The organism is Sinorhizobium alkalisoli (assembly GCF_008932245.1).
GTDB lineage: Bacteria > Pseudomonadota > Alphaproteobacteria > Rhizobiales > Rhizobiaceae > Sinorhizobium > Sinorhizobium alkalisoli.
The window spans coordinates 2,579,886-2,603,332 of the sequence record NZ_CP034909.1 but is presented as its reverse complement, the minus strand read 5'-3'; the positions used below and the strand labels follow the sequence as shown (position 1 = coordinate 2,603,332).

Annotated in this window: 23 protein-coding genes and 1 tRNA gene; 9 read left to right on the top strand and 15 right to left on the bottom strand. The window is 62.9% G+C overall.

Annotated elements, in window-relative coordinates; translation table 11 throughout:
- The first annotated feature begins 113 nt into the window (after positions 1-113).
- The 3 genes from EKH55_RS12680 to EKH55_RS12670 all read left to right on the top strand — a co-directional run bounded on the left by EKH55_RS12680 (position 114) and on the right by EKH55_RS12670 (position 2,045).
- Entirely contained in the window at positions 114-770 is a 657-nt protein-coding gene (locus EKH55_RS12680) for a hypothetical protein (RefSeq protein ID WP_069459256.1), read from the top strand.
- Positions 771-890: 120 nt separating this feature from the next.
- Positions 891-1,433: a hypoxanthine phosphoribosyltransferase gene (gene hpt, locus EKH55_RS12675; RefSeq protein ID WP_069459257.1), complete on the top strand. Its 543-nt coding sequence runs from the start codon at positions 891-893 to the stop codon at positions 1,431-1,433.
- A 252-nt stretch (positions 1,434-1,685) separates the two neighbouring features.
- Positions 1,686-2,045, top strand: coding sequence for a response regulator (locus EKH55_RS12670; protein ID WP_069459323.1), 360 nt, complete (start codon positions 1,686-1,688; stop codon positions 2,043-2,045).
- Between the two features lie 209 nt (positions 2,046-2,254).
- Here the strand turns inward: EKH55_RS12670 and EKH55_RS12665 are convergent, their stop codons facing one another.
- From EKH55_RS12665 to argH, 4 genes are all read right to left on the bottom strand, one after another.
- Positions 2,255-4,867: a TIGR02302 family protein gene (locus tag EKH55_RS12665; RefSeq protein WP_069459258.1), complete on the bottom strand. Its 2,613-nt coding sequence runs from the start codon at positions 4,865-4,867 to the stop codon at positions 2,255-2,257.
- A gap of 331 nt (positions 4,868-5,198) precedes the next feature.
- Complete coding sequence (gene lysA / locus EKH55_RS12660; RefSeq protein WP_069459259.1) at positions 5,199-6,467, bottom strand: diaminopimelate decarboxylase; 1,269 nt, start codon at positions 6,465-6,467, stop codon at positions 5,199-5,201.
- Positions 6,468-6,481: 14 nt separating this feature from the next.
- Positions 6,482-6,679, bottom strand: coding sequence for an LPS translocon maturation chaperone LptM (gene lptM, locus EKH55_RS12655; RefSeq protein ID WP_069459260.1), 198 nt, complete (start codon positions 6,677-6,679; stop codon positions 6,482-6,484).
- Between the two features lie 156 nt (positions 6,680-6,835).
- The gene (gene argH / locus EKH55_RS12650; protein ID WP_069459261.1) at positions 6,836-8,239 is read right to left on the bottom strand and encodes an argininosuccinate lyase; all 1,404 of its coding nucleotides are present in this window, start codon (positions 8,237-8,239) and stop codon (positions 6,836-6,838) included.
- A gap of 25 nt (positions 8,240-8,264) precedes the next feature.
- Between argH and tlpA the strand changes: the two genes are divergently transcribed.
- Complete coding sequence (gene tlpA / locus EKH55_RS12645) at positions 8,265-8,942, top strand: thiol:disulfide interchange protein TlpA (protein ID WP_069459324.1); 678 nt, start codon at positions 8,265-8,267, stop codon at positions 8,940-8,942.
- 23 nt (positions 8,943-8,965) lie between these two features.
- Here tlpA and EKH55_RS12640 read toward each other — a convergent pair whose 3' ends face one another.
- The 7 genes from EKH55_RS12640 to EKH55_RS12610 form a co-directional block, all read right to left on the bottom strand.
- A complete protein-coding gene (locus tag EKH55_RS12640; protein WP_069459325.1) occupies positions 8,966-9,838 on the bottom strand; it encodes a 3-hydroxybutyryl-CoA dehydrogenase in 873 nt (290 codons plus the stop codon).
- A gap of 145 nt (positions 9,839-9,983) precedes the next feature.
- Positions 9,984-10,913: an electron transfer flavoprotein subunit alpha/FixB family protein gene (locus EKH55_RS12635; RefSeq protein WP_069459262.1), complete on the bottom strand. Its 930-nt coding sequence runs from the start codon at positions 10,911-10,913 to the stop codon at positions 9,984-9,986.
- A 117-nt stretch (positions 10,914-11,030) separates the two neighbouring features.
- Positions 11,031-11,780: an electron transfer flavoprotein subunit beta/FixA family protein gene (locus EKH55_RS12630; protein ID WP_069459263.1), complete on the bottom strand. Its 750-nt coding sequence runs from the start codon at positions 11,778-11,780 to the stop codon at positions 11,031-11,033.
- 290 nt (positions 11,781-12,070) lie between these two features.
- A complete protein-coding gene (locus tag EKH55_RS12625; protein WP_069459264.1) occupies positions 12,071-12,862 on the bottom strand; it encodes a rhomboid family intramembrane serine protease in 792 nt (263 codons plus the stop codon).
- A 33-nt stretch (positions 12,863-12,895) separates the two neighbouring features.
- Positions 12,896-13,474 (bottom strand): cob(I)yrinic acid a,c-diamide adenosyltransferase, encoded by a 579-nt coding sequence (locus EKH55_RS12620; RefSeq protein ID WP_069459265.1) that lies wholly within the window; start codon positions 13,472-13,474, stop codon positions 12,896-12,898.
- A 25-nt stretch (positions 13,475-13,499) separates the two neighbouring features.
- Entirely contained in the window at positions 13,500-13,703 is a 204-nt protein-coding gene (locus tag EKH55_RS12615) for a twin transmembrane helix small protein (RefSeq protein WP_034857325.1), read from the bottom strand.
- Positions 13,704-13,724: 21 nt separating this feature from the next.
- Positions 13,725-14,558, bottom strand: a complete 834-nt coding sequence (locus EKH55_RS12610; RefSeq protein WP_069459266.1) for an SDR family oxidoreductase — start codon at positions 14,556-14,558, stop codon at positions 13,725-13,727.
- A 162-nt stretch (positions 14,559-14,720) separates the two neighbouring features.
- Between EKH55_RS12610 and EKH55_RS12605 the strand changes: the two genes are divergently transcribed.
- Positions 14,721-15,593: a YihY/virulence factor BrkB family protein gene (locus tag EKH55_RS12605; protein ID WP_069459267.1), complete on the top strand. Its 873-nt coding sequence runs from the start codon at positions 14,721-14,723 to the stop codon at positions 15,591-15,593.
- Here EKH55_RS12605 and gluQRS read toward each other — a convergent pair.
- On the bottom strand, positions 15,575-16,507 hold the full coding sequence (gene gluQRS / locus EKH55_RS12600; protein ID WP_069459268.1) for a tRNA glutamyl-Q(34) synthetase GluQRS: 933 nt from the start codon (positions 16,505-16,507) through the stop codon (positions 15,575-15,577). The genes EKH55_RS12605 and gluQRS overlap by 19 nt on opposite strands.
- Positions 16,508-16,671: 164 nt before the next feature.
- Here gluQRS and EKH55_RS12595 point away from each other — a divergent pair, with 164 nt between their 5' ends.
- Entirely contained in the window at positions 16,672-17,319 is a 648-nt protein-coding gene (locus EKH55_RS12595; RefSeq protein ID WP_069459269.1) for a DNA-3-methyladenine glycosylase family protein, read from the top strand.
- Between the two features lie 106 nt (positions 17,320-17,425).
- Complete coding sequence (locus EKH55_RS12590) at positions 17,426-17,983, top strand: HNH endonuclease (RefSeq protein ID WP_069459270.1); 558 nt, start codon at positions 17,426-17,428, stop codon at positions 17,981-17,983.
- 16 nt (positions 17,984-17,999) lie between these two features.
- On the opposite strand, the gene EKH55_RS12585 is transcribed toward EKH55_RS12590, so the two are convergent.
- Positions 18,000-18,509, bottom strand: a complete 510-nt coding sequence (locus EKH55_RS12585; protein ID WP_069459271.1) for a disulfide bond formation protein B — start codon at positions 18,507-18,509, stop codon at positions 18,000-18,002.
- Positions 18,510-18,714: 205 nt separating this feature from the next.
- Between EKH55_RS12585 and EKH55_RS12580 the strand changes: the two genes are divergently transcribed.
- Positions 18,715-18,799, top strand: a tRNA-Leu gene (locus tag EKH55_RS12580).
- A gap of 186 nt (positions 18,800-18,985) precedes the next feature.
- Complete coding sequence (locus tag EKH55_RS12575; RefSeq protein ID WP_069459272.1) at positions 18,986-20,626, top strand: AMP-binding protein; 1,641 nt, start codon at positions 18,986-18,988, stop codon at positions 20,624-20,626.
- Positions 20,627-20,635: 9 nt separating this feature from the next.
- On the opposite strand, the gene EKH55_RS12570 is transcribed toward EKH55_RS12575, so the two are convergent.
- Both EKH55_RS12570 and EKH55_RS12565 read right to left on the bottom strand, forming a co-directional pair.
- The gene (locus EKH55_RS12570; RefSeq protein ID WP_083265352.1) at positions 20,636-21,913 is read right to left on the bottom strand and encodes a GNAT family N-acetyltransferase; all 1,278 of its coding nucleotides are present in this window, start codon (positions 21,911-21,913) and stop codon (positions 20,636-20,638) included.
- A complete protein-coding gene (locus tag EKH55_RS12565; RefSeq protein ID WP_069459327.1) occupies positions 21,910-23,331 on the bottom strand; it encodes a lipopolysaccharide biosynthesis protein in 1,422 nt (473 codons plus the stop codon). Before EKH55_RS12565 ends, EKH55_RS12570 begins: the two co-directional genes overlap by 4 nt.
- Positions 23,332-23,447 lie beyond the last annotated feature (116 nt).

The following is a 23,447-nucleotide window of genomic DNA, read 5'->3' as shown; positions in this document are numbered from 1 at the left end:
ACGTGTCGTCAGGGTTTCATGCAATGCTTTGTTTCCTGAGGGGCCTGGGCATTTGCCGGAGCGAAACCATGGCGCGCTTCATCAGAGGCGCGGCGCTACGACGGGAGAGCGCCATGAAGTCATTTCGCACGAAGACCGCTGCCGGTATCGACCTGCTTCCACCGGAGCGAGGGCCGCGCTCGGCTGCGGCTGCGACCAGGCGACTAGAATACATCGACGTCGAGTTCGAGACGTTGGCGCCAGGGCCGAGGCGGAGCGCCTATCCGGTCTACAACGACAACCGAAGGGCGGCAACTCGCCCTCTGTCGCACCCGACGACGGTGACGGCAGAAAGCTTGCCGCACCGATTCATGTCTCTTGCCGAGACGAAACTCGACGCGATGCCGGCGCGGCGTTTCGCGGGCCTCGTCCTCGCTCTCGGCCTGGCCGCGTTCCTGACAATTGCCGGGCTCGGCCGCCAGGATGAGGCCGACGCGCATCCGCTGGCGATCGCAGGCATTACCACGGCTCTCGGCGACGCCGGCGGCATGCGCGTTCTCTCCGTCTACGCCACGATCGACAACCGTTCAGGCAGCGAACAGCAGGTGCCGCCTCTCGTCGTCGATGTGCTCAGCAACGGGCGCAAGGTGACGGCGACGCGGCTCATGCCCGAGAGTTCGGCTTTGGCGCCGGGCGAAAGTCGCCACTTCGTCGCCCGGCTGCCCTATGCGGGTGGAAAAATGCCTGAGGTGAGTGTTTCGTTTGCCGAAAGCCGTGCCTCTTCCCGCTGATTGTGGTATTCGGCGCTTGAAAGCGGAACAGGAGAGGCCCCGAGCGTTCTTCCGCATGTGTTCCCTTACCACATGAAATGGGAAGGCTGGTGTTCTTCCTGGCAAACCGGAGAATCCTGCATGCCCGTCGTTCGCGGTAAGACTATCGAGGTTCTTTACAGTGCGGAGTTGATTGCCAAGCGCAACAGGGAGATGGCCGATGAGATCATGCGCGGGCCGCACAAGGACCTGCTCGTCATCTCCATTCTCAAGGGCTCGTTCATCTTTGCCGCCGACCTTATTCGCGCCATGCACGACGCCGGCCTGGCGCCGGAGGTCGAATTCATCACGCTTTCGAGCTACGGCACAGGGACCGAGTCGAGAGGTGTCAAGATTACCAAAGACATCGACAGCGACGTGCACGACCGTGACGTGCTGCTGATCGACGACATTCTCGAATCCGGTCGCACGCTGCGTTTTGCCAAGGACCTGCTTTTTGAGCGTGGTGCCCGCAACGTGACGGTGGCGGTGCTGCTCGACAAGCGCTCAAAACGTAAGCTCGACCTGGAGGCGGACTATGTCGGCTTCGAATGCCCGGACCATTTTGTGGTCGGCTACGGCATGGATGCCGCCTATGCTTTCCGCGAACTGCCATTCGTCGGCGTCGTCACCGGCGACGCGTAGGTATATAGCCTGCTGCGTCTCTTGTTCGCGTTCCCGATCTGCACGGCATTGCCCAAAAACCGCTGAACTGTTGGGCGACAGCGCATTATTCGCCGACTAGAGACAACCGAACCCAACGCGTTTACCGAAAGCAAACGAAAAGCTGTTTGTTTGGAGCTGCGTGGCGGCGGTCTCCGACCGGTCGGTCATGCTTAGCTTCAATGGCATAGGGCGTTCCTCAGCGTTCTATGAGAGCGAATACGGGAGGCCATGATGGCGAGAATCCTGATTACCGAGGATGAGGACGCCTTGCGCTCATTCGTTGCGAGGGCCCTGCGACTGGATGGGCACGAAACGGTGGAAGCGGGGGATGGAGCCGACGGGCTCGCCCGCCTCAATGACCAGCCGTTCGATCTCCTGCTTTCCGATATCCGCATGCCCGTTATGGACGGAATTGAGCTGACCCATCAGGCCGCTTCCGCCTTTCCCCAGTTGAAGATATTGTTGATGACGGGCTATGCGGAGCAACGCGAACGCACCGACGACCTTTCCGGCAAGGTGGTGGACGTCATTTCCAAGCCGTTCACGCTACCCGACATCCGCAAGGCGGTTGCCCAGGCGTTGGCGGCCTGACGTGCGCAAAGGTCGCTGTAGCGCTTGCATGTCTTTGTCCTTAAGTCGATCTCGATTTAAGGACACATGCGTGTAGCGCATCGGCCCGAAGACCGGGCGGGATTTCGGAAAGCACGGCGCGTAGGTTCAAAGAGTCATTTCTGCGCAAGGACGTACGGCGCTTGAAGTGGATTCAATGCGGCGCGATCCGCTGACCGGGGTGCAAATCGTCAGCGCAAGTCAAGCAGGCGCTCGAGATATTGCCGCTCCAGCTCCGGCGACAGATTGTCGCCGAGCTTGCGTCTGATCGCGTCGAGGATCTGCCGGGCTCGCTGGGTGTCGATCTCGTCCGGCACCTGCACCCGGTCGTCGAAATAAGGGCCGGCGTTCTGGTGGCGTCGCCCGAGCGGGTCGCGCCCGCTCTGGCCATATTGCGGCATGCCCATTCCCGGCCCCTGCTGCTGACCCTGTGCCTGCATCTGGCTCATCATATCCTGGGCGCCTTCGCGCAGCGCCTGCAAAGCCCGTCCCTGGCTGCCGACGGCGCGCTCTCCCTGGCCTTCGCCCAGGGCGCCGGCCGCATCCCCCATTTCCTTCTGTGCCTCGCCGAAGCCCTTGCCGGGTTTGATCCCGAGGTCCTCGAGGCCCTTCTGAAGCTCGCCCAGCTGTTTACCGAGGCCCTCCTGTTGCTGCTTCAGCTGCTTGAGCGCCTCCCTCAACTCATCGGCAGTCATGCCGTCGAGCGGATTCGTCTGGTCGTTTGGATCGCTGCCCTGTCCCGGATCCTGGGGCATGTCCTGGCCGAAGAGCTCGTTGTCCTCTCCCTGGAGCGGATCGCCACGCTGCATTCGGTCGCGCAGGGCCTGATCTAGCTTGAACGTCTCGTCCATCAATTGTTGCTGTTGTTGCATCAGCTGGCCGAGCTTGTCCATCTGCTGGCGCATCGCATTGTTCTCGCCCATCTGCTGCATCATGCGGCCGGACGGCAGATTGCTCATCATCCGCTGCAGTTCTGACAGGAGCTGACGGGCCTCGTCGCGTGCGCCGGAGCGCGCAAGATTTTCGATCTGGTCCATCAGCCGCTCGAGATCCTGCTGGCGCATCACATTGTTCATGTCGAAATTGCCGGCCACCGGCGGGTTCTTCGCCAGCTGCTCGGCAAGCGCCTGCATATAGTCCTGCATCGCCTCTCGCAATTCCTCCATCAGCTTGGCGATTTCCTCGTCGGGGGCATTGCGATCGAGTGCGTCGGAAAGAGCCTGTTGTGCGTCGCGCAGCCGCCGTTCGGCCAGCGACAGGTCGCCGTCCTCGATGCCGAGCGCGATCTCCCAAAGGTGGTCGGCGGCATCTCGCAGCATGTCGTCGTTGCGCGCGAGCTGCATGCGCGTCCTTGCCGATTGCAGCAACAGGAAATGCGTCAGATTTGGAATCGTCACTTCCGGATAGAGCATCAGCGCTTCGTTCAGTTCGATCGAACGCGGCAGCCGGTTGGCGTCGAGCGCGAAGATTTGCCGCTGCTCGGCGACGGACGCCGCGAGTGGGTCGAAAAAGCGACGTGCCGGCAGCACCATTTCCTCAGGCACGCTCCGTCCCTCCTGGCCGGCCGCATCACGCGCAACGAGCGTGATTTCGACGCGCTTGCCCGAGAGAGGATGTTCGCTGAGGTTGCGGTTCGTCGTGCCCTTGGCCTCACGGGCGTTGCGACGCGGCAGATCGAGGCGGTATTCGGGCAGCGGATACAGCGGACGGGCATTCTTCGCCGGTTCTTCCAGCGGCTTGATTTCGGCCCAGGCCTGCGAGATTCCGTAGTCGTCATGGGCGAGGAAGCTGATTTCCAGCGATCCGTTCGCCATTGGGCGGGGCGGATCGGCGAAAGCGATGTCCGGCACGCTGTCGGGGGTGATCCTAAAGTTCCAGCTCTTGTCGGCGACGCTAAGGGTGCCGTCCCGCGTGATCTTGTAGAGAAAGTTGCGCGCACCCTTCGGCGACCCGTCGGCGGACTGCGCGTTTGGTTGCGAATCTGGCTTCCCATCGGAAGCGGGAATGATCGTCGACTCCGACTTATGGGCTTCGCTGTAGCTGACCTCGGTCTCCTCGGCGGTGCCGGTTATTCGAACCGTCAGGTCGCTGAACTGCGGGATAGTGATCGGTGCATTCTCCTCGTCCGTGGCCGCCATATCCTGACGGCCGGTCAGGAAGAGCGGTGCACGCCCGGTATAGGCAGGCGGCGTCACCCAGGCATCGATCCGGATATCAGGAGCTATTGACTGCTGCTCGGGCAAGTGGAAGGCATCTGAGATCAATCCCGCGCGGTTGGAGTAGGAGTAGGCGAAGGCGATGCAGGCGATCAGGATCGGCACGGCCCTTACGGCAAAGGGGTCGTGTCGCGCGACGTCGGGGCGCGGCATGCCGGTGCCGAGACCGCGGACGAGCTGAGCCATGCGCGCCTGGTGCTCGCGCCAGAGCGCCGCGCCAATCAGACCATGCGTCGCCGGTATGTCGTCCTGTACTCGTATCGCCTGGTGAGGCAGTCGGTTGCGCTCTTCCAGCATCCGGTCGGCATCTGTGATCTCCGGCCAGCGAATGCGGGTGAGCGGCAGGAGGGTCAGGAACAGCCCGGCGACGAAGCCGAGCAGCACCAGCACATGCAACCATAACGGAGCAACACGAAAGAAGCCAAGCCAGGCAGCCGAGAGGAAGAGGAGCACGAACGAGAGCGGGCCGAGGGTGCGCGGCAGCACCGCCTCGATTACCAGCACCAGTTGCGCCAGCAATCGCTTTGCCGCCAGCATTTTGACGAACGACCGCGGTCGTGGCGTGTCATCCTGCCGGAACTGCGTCATCCGCTTCGTTTCCCTACAGTGCCGTGCGTCCTTCAGGATGCACAATGGACTCTGTAACTCATTCAATCTCCGCCTCGTGCTTTCCGAAAATCGTGCCGGATTTTCGGAAAGCACGAGGCGCTAGGAGTCCCGTCGACTGCTGGCAACGGTTAACGGCAGGATAACATTGTTTGTGGCGAAGACGAGGGCGGCGTCGAAAAAGAAAACGTGAACGCCGACCGGGTTCGTCACCCTGCTGCAGTCTCCCCAAAAATAGACCTCGACTCGAGCACGCAGCACTTAAGTGCTGCAGCGACCTTTGCGCGTTCGATACACGCGGCGCCGTAGCGGCTCATTCGAGCCAGTCCGGCACTGAATCGAGACCGAGCAGGTCTTCATAGCTCCTGCGTTGTCGGACGACGTGGAAGCGGTCGCCCTTGACGAGCACCTCCGGCACGAGAGGGCGGCTGTTGTAGGTGCTTGCCTGGACCGCGCCATAGGCGCCTGCCGAGCCGATCGCGAAGAGATCGCCCGGTTTGGGCATCGCCATTTCCCGATCGAGCGCCAGATAGTCGCCCGTCTCGCAGACCGGACCGACCACATCGGCCTTGATGCGCGGCGCGTTGGCCGCCGAGATCTTGACCGGACGCACCTCGTGATAGGCTTCATACAGCGTCGGGCGGATCAGGTCGTTCATGGCGGCATCGACGATCACGAAAGTCTTCTCGCCGCCATCCTTCACATAGATCACTTCGGTGACCAGAATGCCGGCATTGCCGACGATCAGGCGCCCGGGTTCGGTGACGATCTTGCAATCGAGATCCTTCAGCTGGTTCTTGACGATCTCCGCATAGGCGTCGGGCAGGGGCGGCGGACTGTTGTCTTGCCGATAGGGAATGCCGAGGCCGCCGCCGATGTCGACGTGATCGATCAGATGGCCGTCGGACCGCAGCGTGTCGACCAACTCGCGCAGGAGCTTGAAAGCATCGTCGAAGGGCTGCAGTTCGGTGATCTGGCTGCCGATATGCATGTCGATGCCGGTTACCTTGATGCCCGGAAGCGTCGCGGCATGCGCGTAGACGCTGCGCGCCCGTTCCCAGGAGATGCCGAACTTGTTTTCCTTCTTGCCGGTCGAGATCTTCGCATGCGTGCGGGCGTCGACATCTGGATTGATGCGGAAAGAGACGTGGGCCTGCTTGCCGGCGCGCACGGCCCGCTGATTGAGGACCTCGAGTTCGGGCTCCGACTCGACATTGAAGCAGTAGATGCCCGCTTCGAGCGCGAAATCCAACTCGCGCGGCGTCTTGCCGACCCCGGAGAACATGATACGGCTTGCCGGGATACCGGCGGCGAGCGCCCGACGCAACTCGCCTTCAGAGACAACGTCAATGCCGGCGCCGAGCTGGCCGAGCGTCTTCAGCACGGCCTGATTGGAATTGGCCTTCATCGCATAGCAGACCATGGCGTCGACGTCGGCGAAAGCATCGGAAAAGACACGGTAGTGCCGTTCCAGCGTCGCAGTGGAGTAGCAGTAGAACGGCGTGCCGACGGCGCGCGCGATGTCCGTCACCGGTACGTCCTCGGCGTAAAGGATTCCGTCGCGATATTCGAAGTGGTTCACGGCAATTGCTCGTCTTAGAGGAGGGGATCAAGCAGGAATGGACGGTCTGCGGCCGTTTGCTGCGGCTTGGCTGTGCCGGCGGGCGCTGTGGTGTTGATCGACGCGGCTCCCGGGCGCTCGAGATCACCCTTGCGGCCGCAACCGGTGAGAACCAAACCCGGGATTGCCAGGAGAAGCACAAGCCGGGCGGCCTTCGTGAATGTCATCGTCATTTTCCTTCGCCGACGCTGAAGCCGATTGATCACAGAGCGTCAGCGGGCGTGGGCCGCGCGGATTTGCCGTTGCGCTCTGGTGCGATCTCTTATCGGTTTTTCAGCGGCTTGTGCACCCTGTTTCTCTGTTGCTGGCGCCGCGCCTAGGTCCTGACCCTAATTGCGCGTCCGCCACCAGGCGATCTGCTTGCGAACCTCGGCCGGTGCCGTGCCGCCGAAGCTGGTGCGGCTTGCGACCGAGGCTTCGACGGTCAGTACGTCGTACACCTTGTCGGTGATCGCCGGATTGATCGCCTGGAGGTCGGCAAGCGCGAGATCGGCGAGCTCGCAGCCCTTTTCTTCAGCGAGCGCGACGGCGCGCCCGGTCACGTGATGAGCGTCTCGGAAGGGCAGGCCCGCCTCGCGCACCAGCCAGTCGGCGAGATCGGTGGCGGTCGAATAGCCGGATCCGGCGGCGGCCTTCATCCGGTCGGTCCGTACGGTCATGTCCCGGACCATGCCGGTCATCGCCGCGATCGCAAGTTCCAGGCTCTCGGCCGCGTCGAAAACCTGTTCCTTATCTTCCTGCATGTCCTTCGAATAGGCGAGCGGCAAGCCCTTCATCACCGTCAGGAGGGCGATCAGCGAGCCGTTGATGCGGCCGGTCTTGGCGCGCACGAGCTCGGCGGCATCAGGATTCTTCTTCTGCGGCATGATCGATGAGCCGGTCGAGAAGGCATCGGACAAGCGGATGAAGCCGAATTGCGGCGTCGACCAGATAACGATCTCTTCCGCAAGGCGCGACAAATGCGTTGCAGCGATCGCCGCGATCGACAGGAACTCCAGCGCGAAATCGCGGTCGGAGACCGTGTCGATCGAGTTGCGGGTCGGCTCGCGGAAGCCAAGCGCGCGCGCCGTCATGTGGCGGTCGACCGGGAAGCCGGTGCCGGCAAGCGCCGCCGCGCCGATCGGGCTTTCATCCATGTGCTCGATCGCGTGGCGCACGCGCGCGCGGTCGCGGCCAAACATCTCGACATAGGCCATGCAGTGATGGCCGAAGGTCACCGGCTGCGCGGTCTGCAGATGGGTAAAGCCCGGCATCACCGTCTCGGCATGCTCCTCGGCGCGATCGAGGAAGGCGGCGATCAGCGTCGTCAGGGCCTTCTCCGTCTTCTGCAGCTCTTCCTTCACCCAGAGGCGGAAATCGAGCGCGACCTGGTCATTGCGCGAGCGCGCCGTATGCAGACGCCCGGCCGGAGGGCCGATCAGCGCCGCAAGCCGCGCCTCGATGTTCATGTGGATGTCCTCGAGACGGCGCGAAAACTCGAAGCTGCCGCTTTCGATCTCTGACAGGATCGTGTTGAGCCCGTGAACGATCTTGTCTTTATCGTCGGCCGAAATGATGCCCTGATGCGCCAGCATAGTCGCGTGCGCTATTGAGCCGCGGATGTCCTGGGCATAGAGCTTCTTGTCGAAGCCGATCGAGGCATTTATTTCCTCCATGATCGCGTCCGGACCCGAGGCGAAGCGTCCGCCCCACATCTGGTTGGAGGATTTCGTCTCGGAACTGCCGTCAGCCATGAGGATGCCCGCCTTGGAGAATGAGATGCCAGACCAGAAGAAGCGTCCTCCGGCCCTGAAGTTGTTCGCGCTCGCCGCCCTTTTCGGCGTGATCGCCGGTGCGGCTGCGGTATACGTGAAGGAGACCGGGTCTGGCAATGCCGGGGCGGCGCAAACCGCGGCAAGCGCCAGTTGCCCGCTTGCCGCCGAGAAGGTCGCCGCGGCGACGCCGCTGATGCGCGGCCAGGTCGCGGCGATGACGCCGGCCGCCAATCCGCACCCGATCAGCGAACTCAGCTTCGTCGGAACGGACGGAAAACCGCTGACGCTCGCCTCCTTTGCCGGCAAGACCCTGCTCGTCAACCTGTGGGCGACCTGGTGCCTGCCCTGCCGGGAAGAAATGCCGGCGCTCAATACCCTGCAAAAGGGGCTCGGCGGGGACCGTTTCGAGGTCGTCGCCATCAATATCGATACCGGCGACGACGAGAAGCCGAAGGCCTTCCTCGACGAAATCGCCGTTCACGACCTTAGCTATTACCGCGACAGTTCGATGGGCGTGTTCAACACGCTGAAGAAGGAAGGCCTTGCCTTCGGCCTGCCCGCCACCCTGTTGATCGACGAGAAGGGCTGCCTGATCGGTTCGATGAACGGACCTGCCGCCTGGGACAGCGAGGACGCCAAGCGCCTCATCGAGGCGACGCTTGGCGTCCCTGCAGCCGGTTGATGCAGGGGCCGCCGCGGCGCCGGTCAGCGCGTCGGGACCGGGGCGTCTCCGCGATAGTCGTAGAAGCCGCGGCCGGATTTGCGGCCGAGCCAGCCGGCTTCGACATATTTCACGAGAAGGGGGCAGGGGCGGTACTTGGAATCGGCCAGTCCGTCATGCAGCACCTGCATGATCGACAGGCAGGTATCGAGACCGATGAAATCGGCAAGCTGCAGCGGGCCCATCGGGTGGTTGGCGCCAAGCCGCATCGCCGTGTCGATGGCGTCTACGGTGCCGACGCCTTCATAGAGCGTGTAGATCGCCTCGTTGATCATCGGCAGCAGGATGCGGTTGACGATGAAGGCAGGAAAGTCTTCGGCGACGGTCACCGTCTTGTCGAGACGCGCGACGAAATCCTTGGCGGCCTTGAAGGTTTCCTCCTCCGTTGCAATGCCGCGCACTAGTTCCACCAGCTTCATCACCGGGACCGGGTTCATGAAGTGTATACCCATGAAACGCTCGGGGCGGTCGGTCGCAGAGGCAAGGCGCGTGATCGAGAGCGACGAGGTATTGGTTGCAAGAATGGCGTCCGGCCTCATGACCGGGCAAACCTGGCCGTAGATCTTGCGCTTGATGGTTTCGTCTTCCGTGACTGCCTCCACGACGAGGTCCGCCTGCGAGAGGTCGTTGATATCCGTCGAGCCCTTGATCAGGGAAAGCGCCTTCTTGCGGTCCTCATCGCTCATCTTGCCGGACGAGACCTGGCGGGCGAGGTTGCCGTTTATCGTGGCCAGTCCTGCTTCGATGCGATCCGCTGCAATATCGTAAAGCTGTACCTTGTATCCGGCGGTTGCCGAGACATGGGCAATGCCGCAGCCCATTTGGCCAGCGCCAACAATTCCGACCGTCTTGATCATCGAAGCAAACATCCATCTTCAAGAGGTCTCGGCAGCCGCGCTGCCGCAGACAGGAAAATACCGGGCCGACTGGACCGGCCCGGTACGATTGTTAATGCCAAGCTGGCAGATTTTCCAGCCTTTTTCACGGGTAAGCGTGGTGCCCTCAGAGCGCCTTCTCGAGTTCCGGCAGTACGTCGAAGAGGTCGGCGACGAGGCCGTAGTCGGCGACCTGGAAGATCGGCGCCTCCTCGTCCTTGTTGATCGCGACGATCACCTTCGAGTCCTTCATGCCGGCGAGATGCTGGATCGCACCGGAAATACCGCAAGCAATATAGAGGTCGGGGGCGACGACCTTGCCGGTCTGGCCGACCTGCCAGTCGTTCGGCGCATAGCCGGCATCGACGGCGGCGCGCGATGCACCGACGGCGGCGCCGAGCTTGTCGGCAACCGGCAGGATGACTTCCTGGAACTTCTCCGAGGAGCCGAGCGCGCGGCCGCCGGAGATGATGATCTTCGCCGAGGTCAGTTCCGGGCGGTCGGAGGAGGACAGCGCATCGGACACATGGCTAGAAAGCCCGGGATCGGCAGCGGCCGGCACCGTCTCGATCGGTGCCGAACCGCCGTCTTGGGCTGCCGGGAAGGAGGCGGTGCGCACGGTGATCACCTTCTTCGCTTCCGTCGTCTGCACCGTCTGGATGGCGTTGCCGGCATAGATCGGTCGCTTGAAGGTGTCAGCAGAGACGACTTCGACGATCTCGGACACCTGCGCAATGTCGAGCAGGGCTGCGACCCGCGGCATGACGTTCTTGCCGACCGAGGTGGCGGCGGCGATGATCGTGTCATAGTTGCCGGCGAGCGAGACAATCGTTGCCGCCAGCGGTTCGGCGAGATTGTGGGCGAGCGAAGCATCCTCGGCGACGAGCACCTTGGAGACGCCGGAGAGCCTGGCGGCCTCATCGGCGATCGCCCGGGCGTTCGAACCGGCGACCAGCACATGCACGTCGCCGCCGATTTTCTGGGCCGCCGTCAGCGCCTTCGCCGTCTGATCGGAAAGGTGGGTGGTGTCGTGGTCAGCCAGAAGCAGAATGGCCATGAGATAAATCTCCCTTTCGGTTTGAGCTCAACGATCCGTTCCGGATCGGAGCTCGAGGATTGTGAAGCGGTGCATGCGTCTGTCCGGAAACCGGTTCCCGCTTTCCGGACGCAGGAACTAGAGCACGCCGGCTTCGCTCTTGAGCTTCTCAACGAGCTCGGCGACCGACTTCACCTTGATGCCGGCCTTGCGGCCCGACGGCTCCTCCGTCTTCAACACCTTGATCCGTGCCGCGGTGTCGACGCCGAAATCGGCCGGCGTCTTCTTGTCGAGCGGCTTCTTCTTCGCCTTCATGATGTTCGGCAGCGAGGCATAGCGCGGCTCGTTCAGGCGCAGGTCGGTGGTGACCACCGCCGGCAGCTTCAGTTCGACCGTCTGTAGGCCGCCGTCGACCTCGCGGGTGACGTTGACCTTGCCGTCGCCGATCTCGACCTTGGAGGCGAAGGTGCCCTGCGGCCACCCCAGGAGCGCCGAGAGCATCTGACCGGTCTGGTTCGAATCGTCGTCGATCGCCTGCTTGCCGACGATGACGAGACCCGGCTGTTCGGCCTCGGCGACGCCCTTGACGATCTTGGCGACGGTGAGCGGCTCGACCTGGTCGTCGGTCTCGACGAGGATAGCCCGGTCGGCGCCCATGGCGAGGGCGGTGCGGAGCGTTTCCTCGGCCTTGGCCGGGCCGATCGACACGACGACCACTTCGCTCGCCTTGCCGGCTTCCTTCAAGCGTAGCGCCTCTTCGACGGAGATCTCGTCGAACGGGTTCATCGACATCTTGACGTTGGCGAGCTCGACGCCCGTGCCGTCCGCCTTCACCCGGATCTTGACGTTGAAGTCGACGACCCTTTTCACCGTAACTAGAATTTTCATGGATACTTTCCCTCCAGGAACTTTCGCAGGAAAATGCGCCTTAACAGAGCGGTCTGATTGTCGGTTGGCGACATCGATACGCGTTTTTTCTCCAATTACAATTGCTCACCGCGACGCTAAATCGATAAAAACCGGTAATTCTGACTGACGTTTACGTACACGTAATATAATGCCCTGGCAACCGGAAAGGCGCACGGCCGAAACTGTTCCGCGACAGCGCCCGGCCGCGTCGGCAATCCCTTGAATTAGCGCGTTATTTCGCCTGCTGGTAAAAAATGTACCATTCCCTTTCAGGTGGGTCGGCCCCAGGGAGTCGGGGGCTTTTTGCGGCCGGGGAGCGGGGTGGTCGTGCCCTCTATCGGCTCGGACCGGTGTTCGACGGCGCGCGGGGTGACGATCGCCCGGTCGAAGAGCGGAACTCCGGGGCGTCGCAAAAGGACCACCAGCACCAGCCCGGTCACTATGCCACCTGCATGGGCGCTCCAGGAGACGCCGCCATTCGGATCCACCGCGAGCATGAAGAACTGCTGACCGATCCAAAAGGCAAGCGGAATTGCGGCGGGAAGCGGCAGGGGAAAGCGGAAGAGCACCAGGACCCAGACCCTGACCTTCGGATGCAGAAGGAAATAGGCGGCGACGACGCCGGAAACAGCACCGGAGGCGCCGATCAAGGGCGCTTCCGAGGCGGGGTCGACGAGCCCGTGCGCCAGCGCGCCGGCGGCGGCGCAGAGTAGATAGAAGACGAGAAAGCGGAAGTGCCCGAGCGCGTCTTCGACATTGTCGCCGAAGACCCAGAGAAACAGCATGTTCGTTGCCACGTGCGAGAGATCGCCATGCAAAAACGAGTAGGTGACGAAGGTGAATTCACCCGGCAGATAGACGAGCGACGGATCGAGAGCCGCATAATCAAAGACGATTGCCGGGATATAGCCGAAGCCGAGCAGTGCGGCATTGGCGAAATTCTCGGTCGCGACGGGTCCGGTAATGAACCAGACTGCGAAGTTGATGACGATGAGCGTGACCGTCACATATTGCATGTCGATGTGCTTCAGATCGTTCCGGTCGTGAAGCGGTATGAACATGCGGCCCCCCGGCGTGTGTTTCGAGGTTTGGTATTATCTGTTCTTGCCAGGAATCCAAAGCACGTCGGCCCGGCCCTTGTCGTTTGCCCAGCGGGCAGCGACGAAGAGGAAGTCGGAGAGCCGGTTGATATAGGCGATCGCCTCGTGGCTGACGGTTTCGCCTTCGGTTTCTGCAAGCGCCACCATGTGCCGTTCGGCGCGCCGGGCAATGGCGCGGGCGGCATGCAGGGCAGCGGACGCGGCACTGCCGGCGGGCAGCACGAAGGAACGCAGCGGTTCGAGTTCCGCATTCAGGCGATCGATCTCGCCCTCGAGTCGCGCGACCTGCGCGGCAACGATCCGCAACGGCTCATAGGCGGGCTTCTCGCCGGTGTCCGGTGTGGCAAGATCCGCACCGAGATCGAAGAGGTCGTTCTGGATGCGCATCAGCATCGTATCGAGCTCGCTCAGGTCTCCGGTATGCTGCCGGGCAAGACCGACAAAGGTGTTCGCTTCATCGACGGCGCCATAGGCTCCGACCCTGGGGTCGCTCTTCGAGCGGCGCGGACCGGCGACGAGACCGGTCGTGCCGTTGTCGCCGGTTCTCGTATAGATCTTGTTCAATCTGACCATCATTCCTCCCCGCGTCGCCGGTCGTTCAGGCCGGACGGCCGCCGCCGGTGATCCACAGCGTCAGCATGATCAGCACCAGCGCGACGGCCTGCAGCAGGATGCGCATCTGCATCAGCTTGTTGGAGGTGTTGCCGCTGCCGCGCCGGGCCATGTTCAACAGGCCGCGGATGAGCACGATCGCAACCAAGCCCATGACGAACAGGGTCACGGCGGTAAGAAAACTGGGCATGGCGTCATTCCTTCTCTTCCATCAGCCGAGCCGGCCGATGATGCGATAGAACAATGCCGCCGGCAGGACCTTCTTCAGGAGCGCGCCCTGCTTGGCGGGGGTCGTCACTATATAATGCGGCCTTGGACGGCGTGCCGTCAAAGCGTGTTTCAGGACATGGTAGACGGCGTCCGGTCCGAGCTTGCCGCGCACTGGCTTGCTTTCGCCGCGAAGACGCCGCAACTGGCGCTCGTATTCCGCCCGGTGGACTGAATTCTTCAGGTCGATGAAGCGCTCGACATAGGCGACGGCATTGGCGGTGAACTTCGAAGCGATGGGCCCGGGTTCGATGAGACTGACCTCGACGCCGCTGCCGGCAAGTTCCATCCGGAGTGTAAGGGACAGGGCCTCGAGCGCGAATTTCGATGCGTTGTAGGCGCCGCGCCAGCGATAGGGCACGATGCCGAGAATAGAGGAGCACTGCACGATGCGGCCGCAGCCCCGCGCCCGCATCGCCGGGATGACGCGGCGCGTCAGCTCGTGCCAGCCGATGACATTGGTTTCGAACTGCAGCCGTAAGGCATCACTCGGCAGGTCCTCGACGGCGCCGGCCTGACCATAGGCGCCGTTGTTGAAAAGGGCGTCGATCCGCCCGCCCGTCTCCGCCATCACGGCCTCCACCAGCGCGGCGATCGTATCCGGCTGGGTATAGTCCATGATGAACGTCTCGATGCCTTCCCCTTCGAGTTTCTGTTGATCCTCGGCGCGGCGGACCGTCGCGAAGACGCGCCAGCCCTCCGCCTTCAGAGCGCGGGCGCAATAGGCGCCAATACCGGAGGAACAGCCGGTGACGATGATTGTTGGGCGATCGGGCATGAAAGCGATTCCTGTAGAAATCCGAAGGTCGTTTCCCATATTCATCCTTGGGATACAATCGGATTGCGTATACTCAAGCCTCGGGGGCTGCGCATCGCAGGAGGGCGCTTCTGGCCGACCGAAGCAGGCAGCCGGACGGCGACCGATGGATTTGGAGACGGGATGCCGGCAGTCGTTCGCATCATCTGGAAAGTCCTGTTCGACGCGTACTGGCATTTCAGCGAGGACGATGGCTGGGCCATGGCGAGTCACGTCGCCTTATCGTCGCTGATGGCCATTTTCCCCTTCCTGATCTTCGGCACGGCGCTCGGCAGCTACCTCGGCGCCGACCAGTTCGCCGACACGGCCGTCCACCTGATCTTCGATGCCTGGCCGGAATCGATCGCAAAGCCCGTCGCCGACGAGATCGTCCGGGTGCTGACCATTCCGCGTAGCGGCATCCTCACCATATCTGTGCTGGCGGCAGCCTATTTCGCCTCGAACGGCGTAGAGGCGCTCAGAATTGCGCTCAACCGAGCCTACAGGGTTGCCGAAAGCCGCCCCTGGTTTGTGACGCGGCTTGCGAGCCTCGGCTTCGTGCTTGCCGCCGTGCTCATCCTCGCCGCCCTCAGTATCCTGCTCGTTGCCGTACCCCTTGCCGTTCGCAACGCCGACGAATGGCTGCCCTGGCTCAGCACGGTGCTTGCGACCGTCGACAATTGGGGGCTGGCATTGGTACTGGTGATGCTGACGGCGGGGCTCCTCGTCTCACATCTCTGGCTGCCCGATGGCCATCGCAACGTGATGGACGTGCTGCCCGGCATCATCCTGACGCTGTTGTTCTGGTCGATCGGCGCCTATGCCTTTGCGTCCTATCTCGCCGCCTTCTCCACCTATGTCGCGACCTATGCCGGCCTTGCCTCGGTGGTGATCGTATTGGTGTTCCTCTACATGATCGGCGCGATTTTCATCATCGGCGCCGAGATCAATGCCGCAATCATAAAATTTCGGGTCAAGCGCATGGTCAGGCGCAGATTTCAAGCGCGTGGCGAGTGAAAGCCGCGCATGCGTTCGCCCGTATCGGCTGCAAGCATCCTGCGAATATCCTCCGGCGAGTGGCCCGACGTGCGAAGGGCGGCGATGCCGCTGTCTCCATTGCTCTTCGACAGTTTCCGCCCGTCCGGGCCGAGGATGAGACGGTGATGGTGATAGACGGGCTCGGGCAGGCCCAGGAGCCGCTGCAACAGACGGTGGATGGAGGTCGCGTGGTAGAGGTCGCGGCCGCGCACGACATGGGTTACGCCCTGCAGGGCGTCGTCGGCCACGACCGCCAGGTGATAGCTCGTGGCCGCATCGGAGCGCGAGAGGATGACATCGCCCCAGGCAGAGGGATCGGCGGCAATCCGCCCCGTTTCTCCCGATTGCCCCGCTCCCGTTTCCTGCCATGTCAGCGGCTCGCCGATGCGCTTCACGGCCTTGGCGACGTCGAGGCGCCAGGCAAAGGGACGGCCGCTTGCCACGAGATCCGCCTGCTCACCGGGCGACATGTCTCGCTCGTGTCCGGGGTAAAGCGGCGTCCCATCCGGATCGCGCGGCCAGGCTTCGCCGCTCGCCTCCGCCGCTGCCACGGCCGCCTTTATCTCGCCGCGCGACAGGACAGATGGATAGACGAGGCCCATCCCCTCCAGCCGCTCGAGCGTTGCGGCATAGAGGTCGAGATGGTCGGACTGGCGACGCACTGGTTCGTCCCAGGAGAGCCCCAGCCAGGCTAAATCCTCGAAGATCGCCGTCTCGAAGTCCGGGCGGCAGCGGGTCTGGTCGATGTCCTCGATCCGCAGCAGGAACCGGCCCCCGATTGCGGTCGCCAGGTCGTGGTTGATGATCGCCGACAGCGCGTGGCCAAGGTGCAGCAGGCCGTTCGGGCTCGGCGCAAAGCGGAAAACGGGTTGTTCCGGTCGTATTATCGGCATCGTGTTCCTGTTGCATAAAGCAGTAGGACGGTCATCCGCTTTTTACAGCGCCTTCGGACATATTCAGGCCCGTTCAGACGCACAAGGACGCGCAGCACTTTGAGTTGCTGCTTTGGTCTGTCCTTAAAACAATGAATATTCTAGAACAAACCATGGGAGGGTGTATGCGGATCATCCGGACACATGAGGACATCGAAGCGGGCCTTGCCGGGCTGATTATGCTTGATGCGCGACTTGAGCACGTGCTCTCGAAGGCAGGCCCCGTGCCGCTGAGGCGCACGGAACCCGGCTATCGCGGCCTTGCCAACATCATCGTCTCGCAAATGGTCTCGAAGGCGAGCGCCAAGGCGATCTGGAACCGGATGGAAGCGGCGCTCGGCGAGATCAGCGCCGCTGGCGTGCTCTCCTTGAGCGACGAGGACTGCCGGCTCGTCGGCCTCTCGCGCGCCAAGGCCGACGCGTTGCGGCGCGTGGCGGCCGCGACCGTCGCCGGTGAGATCGACCTCCAGGCCGTCTGCGACATCGACGCGGCGGCGGCGATTCACGAATTGACGGCGATCAAGGGCATCGGGCGCTGGACGGCGGAGGTCTATCTGCTCTTCTGCGCGGGCCATCCGGATGTCTTTCCCGCCGGCGATGTGGCGCTGCAGAATGCGATCGGCCATGCGCTTGACTTCAGCCTCCGCCCGACGGCTAGCGAAGTCGACTCTCTGGCAGTCGTCTGGTCGCCTTGGCGCAGCGTCGCGGCGCGGCTCTTTTGGGCTTATTATGCCCAGCAGATGCGGCGAGATGGGGTGCCCGTGACGCCTTGAAGGAAAAAGCGAATCGCCAGTCGACTTTTTCTTTGTGGCTTCACAATCCTGTCGCAACGCGCCTAATATAGAAGATGCAGATGCCGAATCGATCAGGAGAATACGCTTGACGATTGCAGTCTCACCTCAGGCTCTTCCGGCGCTTGTCTTGAACGCCGATTACAGGCCCTTGAGTTATTATCCCTTGTCGCTCTGGTCCTGGCAGGACGCGATCAAGGCGGTCTTTCTCGACCGTGTCATTATTCTCGCCGAATACGAACATTCCGTCTCGTCGCCAAGCTTTTCCATGCGGCTGCCGAGCGTCGTCTGTCTGAAGAGCTATGTCCAGCCTTCGCGCTTCCCGGCCTTCACCCGGTTCAATGTCTTCCTGCGCGACAAGTTCGAGTGCCAGTATTGCGGATCGCCGGACGATCTGACCTTCGACCATGTGATTCCGCGGGCGCATGGCGGCCAGACGACCTGGGAGAATGTCGTGGCGGCGTGTTCGCCCTGCAATCTGCGCAAGGGCAGCAAGCTGCCGAAGCAAGCCAGCATGTTCCCGCACCAGAGGCCCTATCAGCCGACGGTGCAGGATCTGCACAACAATGGCCGGCTCTTCCCGCCGAACCATCTGCATGACAGCTGGATGGACTATCTCTACTGGGATGTCGAACTGCAGCCGTAAGGCTATCTGGCAGCGGTCAGGCCCTGGCGGCGCCGCGAAGCGCAATTGCGGCGAGGATGAGGCTCGCGATCACATTCCATCCGGCGAAGGACAGTCCGAAGACACGCAGCGCCGCTTCCGTGCAGGAGGGGGCATGCTTGGCGTCGAGATCGCCGAGCAGATCGCCGACATCGGAGGAAATGCCTTGCGCGGTGGTGGCGCAGGTCGAGGGGCCGTCCCAGAAATGCCATTCCGCTCCGGCGTGAAAGACGCCGATCCCGGCGCCGACGAGCATCAGTATGCCGACGAGCACGAGCACGGTGCGCGTCGTCCAGGCCGGCAGCTTCAATACGCTTGTAAGGATAGCGAGGATGCCGAGCGGGATGCCGTAGTAATAGGGATCGCGCTGCAGAAGGCAGAGCGCACAAGGAATGTAGCCGCCGATATGCTCGAAGCCGAGGGCGCCGCCGACGGTCGCCGTCATGCCGAGCGTGACGAGCACTGCTAAGGTGAACTGCTGGCGCTGGGCTACGGACGCTTCGATCATGCATACCTCGCGGGGGCCGGGCGGAATATGGGCGGCCCTTCATTCGATGCCACCTTCTTATGTAGGAACGTCGTGGCTGTAAATCGCTTCGACATGCGACCGATCGCACGGTTTTGTGATCTCTTGGGCGAAATTCAAAGTTCCCGGTTGACCGGCGCGAAAAGCTTCGTGTAAATCGCAAACCGCTGATATCGCCCAGCCTTATGCCCCATTGGCGGAATTGGTAGACGCGCTCGACTCAAAATCGAGTTCCGAAAGGAGTGCTGGTTCGACCCCGGCATGGGGCACCACCAAACCGAACAGACCACCAAAGCAAACAATAAGCCGCCTGTTCCTGGAAGCAGCCTCTGCTTGCTCCCGGCTTCCTCGAAGAACTTGCCGAGCTGAATTGTATGACGAAGCGGCCGGGCCGTTGAATTTCATGGGATGGACGTGCTAGCTGCTGCATCGCACAAGCTGTCAGCGCGGCAGGGCCCATGTTACCGAGGATCGAAAACTACGAGGATCTCTATAGCGAGTTCCGCTGGCGGATTCCGCAGAGGTTCAATATCGGCGTTGCCGTCAGCGATGCCTGGGCGGCGCGGGATCCGGGGCGCGTCTGCCTTGAGCATTTCAGTCCGGGTGATGCGCATCAATCACTGACCTATGCCGACCTTGCGGGCCGTTCCTCGGCCTTTGCCGCAGGTCTCGCGGCGCGCGGCATCAGGCCGGGCGATCGCGTCGCGATCCTGCTGCCGCAGGGCTTCGAGGCGGCGATCGCCCATGCGGCAATCTACAAGCTCGGCGCGATCGCCCTGCCGCTGGCGTTGCTCTTCGGCGTCGAGGCTCTTGCCTATCGCCTGCGCGACGCGGCGGCGGCGGCGATCGTCACGAACCACTTCGGCTATGAACGCGTGGCGGCGATCAGGGACGAGTTGCCGGAGCTGCGGCTGGTCGTGCTTGCGGAAGCGGAGGAAATGCCGGGCACTGCCCGTTTCGACCATCTTATCGCGGGCGAAGGCCGTTTTGCTGCGGCGGACACGACGCCGGACGACCCGGCACTGATGATCTACACGTCCGGGACGACGGGGCCGCCGAAGGGGGCGCTGCACGGTCATCGCGTGTTGCTCGGCCATTTGCCGGGGTTTCAGTTTCACCACCACTTCCTGCCGAAACCGGGCGACCGCATGTGGACGCCGGCCGATTGGGCCTGGGCCGGCGGGCTCCTGAATGCGCTTCTGCCGTCGCTGTTCTTCGGCGTGCCGGTTGTCTCTTCGCCGGCGCAGAAATTCGACCCGCACATGGCTTTCCGGATCATGCAGGATATGGATGTGCGCAACGCCTTCATTCCGCCGACCGCATTGAGGCTTCTCAGATCGGTCGAGCGACCGCGCGAGCGCTATCGCCTCAGTCTCCGAACCATCGGCTCGGCGGGCGAAGCGCTCGGGCGCGAGACCTATGAATGGGCGAAGGCGGCGCTCGGCATCGAGGTCAGCGAATTCTACGGGCAGACGGAGTGCAACATCGTCATCTCCTCGGCGGCCGATCTCAACGTTCTGAAGCCCGGCTCGATGGGCAAGGCAGTGCCGGGGCACGAGGTCGCGATCATAGACCGGAAAGGAAGCGTCCTGCCGCCGGGAACGGTTGGCCAGGTGGCGATCAAGCGTCCCGATCCGGTGATGTTCCTCGGCTACTGGAAGAACGGCAAGGCGACGGAGGCGAAATTCATCGGCGACTGGATGACGACCGGCGATCAGGGAGTCATGGACGATGAAGGTTATTTCACATTTTTCGGCCGCGATGACGACGTCATCACCTCGTCGGGCTACCGCATCGGCCCGGGGGAGATCGAGGATTGCCTGGTGGGACACCCCCACATCCAGATGGCGGCGGCGGTCGGCAGCCCGGACCCGGTCCGCACCGAGATCGTCAAAGCCTACGTGGTGCTGAAGCCCGGCGTTGCCGCCGACGAAGGGACCGCGGCCGATATCCGCGACTGGGTGAAGAACCGGCTCTCGATGCATGAATATCCGCGCGAGATCGAGTTCGTCGATAGCCTGCCGCTGACGACCTCCGGCAAGGTGATCCGACGGCTCTTGCGCGAAAGAGCGGTGCCGGAGGCGGTCAGAAACCGATAATTCCGTCGCTCACCGCCCCGCCAGCGCCCGTATCTTGTCGCGCAGCATTCGGGCCATGTTGCGAGTATTGCGGTAGAGGTGAAGCTGGGCTGCGACCTGGCGCACGTCACGGTCGCGGTTCTGCTTGAGGCCGATCACGAGCGTGCCCATTTCCTCGCGCTCCTGCCAGAAGCGGGCAATCATCGGATGATCCGGCACTGCGCAGGAGTCGGAGCGGAGCGTATTGGCGTCGTCGAGGTGCCACTCGGTCAGTTGTGCCAGCAGCAGCTTGCCCGGCGAGAACTTCGCATAACGTTCGTCATAGGCGGTCTTCCACGTATAGGCCTCGCCGGCCATCAGCAGAACCACCATCGCCGCGATCGCCTTGCCGTCCAGATCGAGCGTGTGGATTCGGACGCTATCGCCCTCCGCGAGATTGGTGATCGCCTCCCTCGCGAAGGCGGCGCGGTAGCGGTCCACGATCATGGCGCTGCGCTCTCGTCCCTTCCAGCCGGAGGCCTCGAGCGCGAGGAACTCCTCCATTCGCCAGCGGATCTCCTCCGGCTGGCGTGCGACGCAATAGGCGAGATCGCCGCATTTCCCGAGATTGTTCCATTGCCGCCGCAATTCCTTGAAATGGCTGCGGCTGATTGCCTTGCGCAGATAGGCGGTGCCGTCGAGCAGGCTGTCGAGCATCGGCCGCTCGAAAGTGTCGGTCACTGTCAGCGGTAGGTTCTCGCCGATGGCGACGGCGCGGGCGAGCTGCGCGAATTTACCCTTGAGCCGGATGTCAGGCAGCACCAGAACCTGCGGCAGGCCGGAATCGCGGGCGGCGAGCGCCTCATAGACGTTGCTGATCGTCTCCGCCGCGTCTTCCGCATCGAGGAGCGGGACGCCCAGGGGGCCGAAGGGATTGGACCAGGCGCGGATGATCGGCGCGCCGATCGAAAACCCCGGCTTTTCGAGCGAAAACGGCATGGCGAAGCGCATGCGGCTGCTGCGTTCGTTGTCGTCGCGAATGACGGCGAGGCGGACGACCCGATCCTCCAGCCGGGGCATGGCCGGCGCCAGAAAGCGTCCGGTGAAGAAGACGTTCGGCTCGATGGCGCGGTTGGAGAGAAAATCGAGTTCCCGCTGCAATTCGTAGCCGGCTCGTGCCGGATAGATCGCTAGATGCCGCCCGGATCGTCCGACCGGGAGCAGGCGCTCGGCCTGGGACGGATCGAAGGGCGGCCGCGCCGCCAAGCCGCCGGGCATGCGGGTCGCCATGCCGTTTGCATCGCCGGGAAGCTGGATATTGCCGCTCATGGCCTGCTCGCCTCCTTCTTTTCGCCGTTATCGCCTCCGCCCGCCAGCGCGAGCAGGGTGAATCCGAATGTGTGCCTGACCGCCACGTGCAGGATTGCCGCCTCCGCGAACATCGCGCCGGCCGTTGCGCACGCCGCCCCCGTCAGGCCGAAAAGCGGCACGAGCGTAATGTTCAGCGCGATATTGGCGCTAAGGGCCCCGGCATAAAGGCCGACGCAGAGCTTCTGCCGGCCGGCCATGGTGAGCAGGGTTTCGGCAGGACCGACAAACGACTTGGCGAGGATTCCGGCCAAAAGGATCGCCATCAGCGGAGCGCCGGCGGTGAAGGCCGGACCGAACAGCGAAAGCAGCAAGGGCCCGGCCGCGACCACGGTGCAGCCGATCGCGAGCGATGGCCAGAAAGACCAGCGCGCGCTCTCGATGGCGATCTCGGACAATTGTCGACGGTCACGCAGGGCCATCGCCGCGGAAAAGCGCGGACCCGCCGCGGCCTTGACCGCAAACATGACGAAATGCACCAGCGCCATCGTCTTGGCGGCGGCAAAATAGATCGCAACCTCGTCCGGCTTCAGATAGAGCCCGACGATCACCACGTCGGAATTGGTGAGCAGGAATCCAAAACCGTCGACGAGGAAGATCGGAACCGAGACGCGCAGCCAGCGGCCGAGCTCGATCTTCATCGGTCCACGCGCATAATGGCGGCCGAGCCGCCACACCATGGCGAGGAATTGACCGAGTGCGGTGACATAGGTTGCCGCCAGAGCGGCCGCCATAGCCGTCGTCGCGTCGCGGGGCAGACCGGCGGCGATCGCGAAGAGCATGAAGGCGAGGATGAGCAGCGGCCGTACGATATAGGTCGGGCTCAGCGCCGCGATCGGCCAGCCATGGGCGCGGGCGGTGCCGTCCATCACGTCGCCGAGCGCGATCATCGGCAGGGTGCAGAGGCCGAGATAGAGCGGAAGGATGTAGTAGTTCTCGATGGTGCGCCCGAAGAGCCAGAGTCCGATGGCCGCGATCGCGGCAAGGGTGCTGGCGGAGACGAGGGCAAATATGCGTGCCGTCGTCGTCAGGCCGCGGATTTCTGGGAGTGCCGAGGTCGTATGATATTCCGGCAGGAAGCGGATGACCGCCGCGTGAAGTCCGAGGCAGGAGAGGTTGCCGAACAGGACCGCCATCACCCAGACGAAAATGAAGACGCCGTATTCGAATTCGCCCATGAGGCGCGCGATCGCGATCTGAGAGACGAAGGCGATCGCTGCGCTCAGTATACGGATGATGAAGGCGATGAGCGCCATGCGCTGCGCGCGGCTGCGGGAATCGGCGCCGGACAAAGTTGCGGCGAGCCGCTCAAGGATTGGAACCAGTCGGAGCCTCAGCGCCGACGGCAATATTCGTCCGGCCGTTTGACATACCGCCATGAACACGAGGACACCCTGAGATTACGCAATACAGGGTCTCACTTCTGCCAGATCAGCGTTAACAAACGGTTCAACGCCTTCCATGCGGTTCAGACGAAAATGCCGCCTACTGTGTA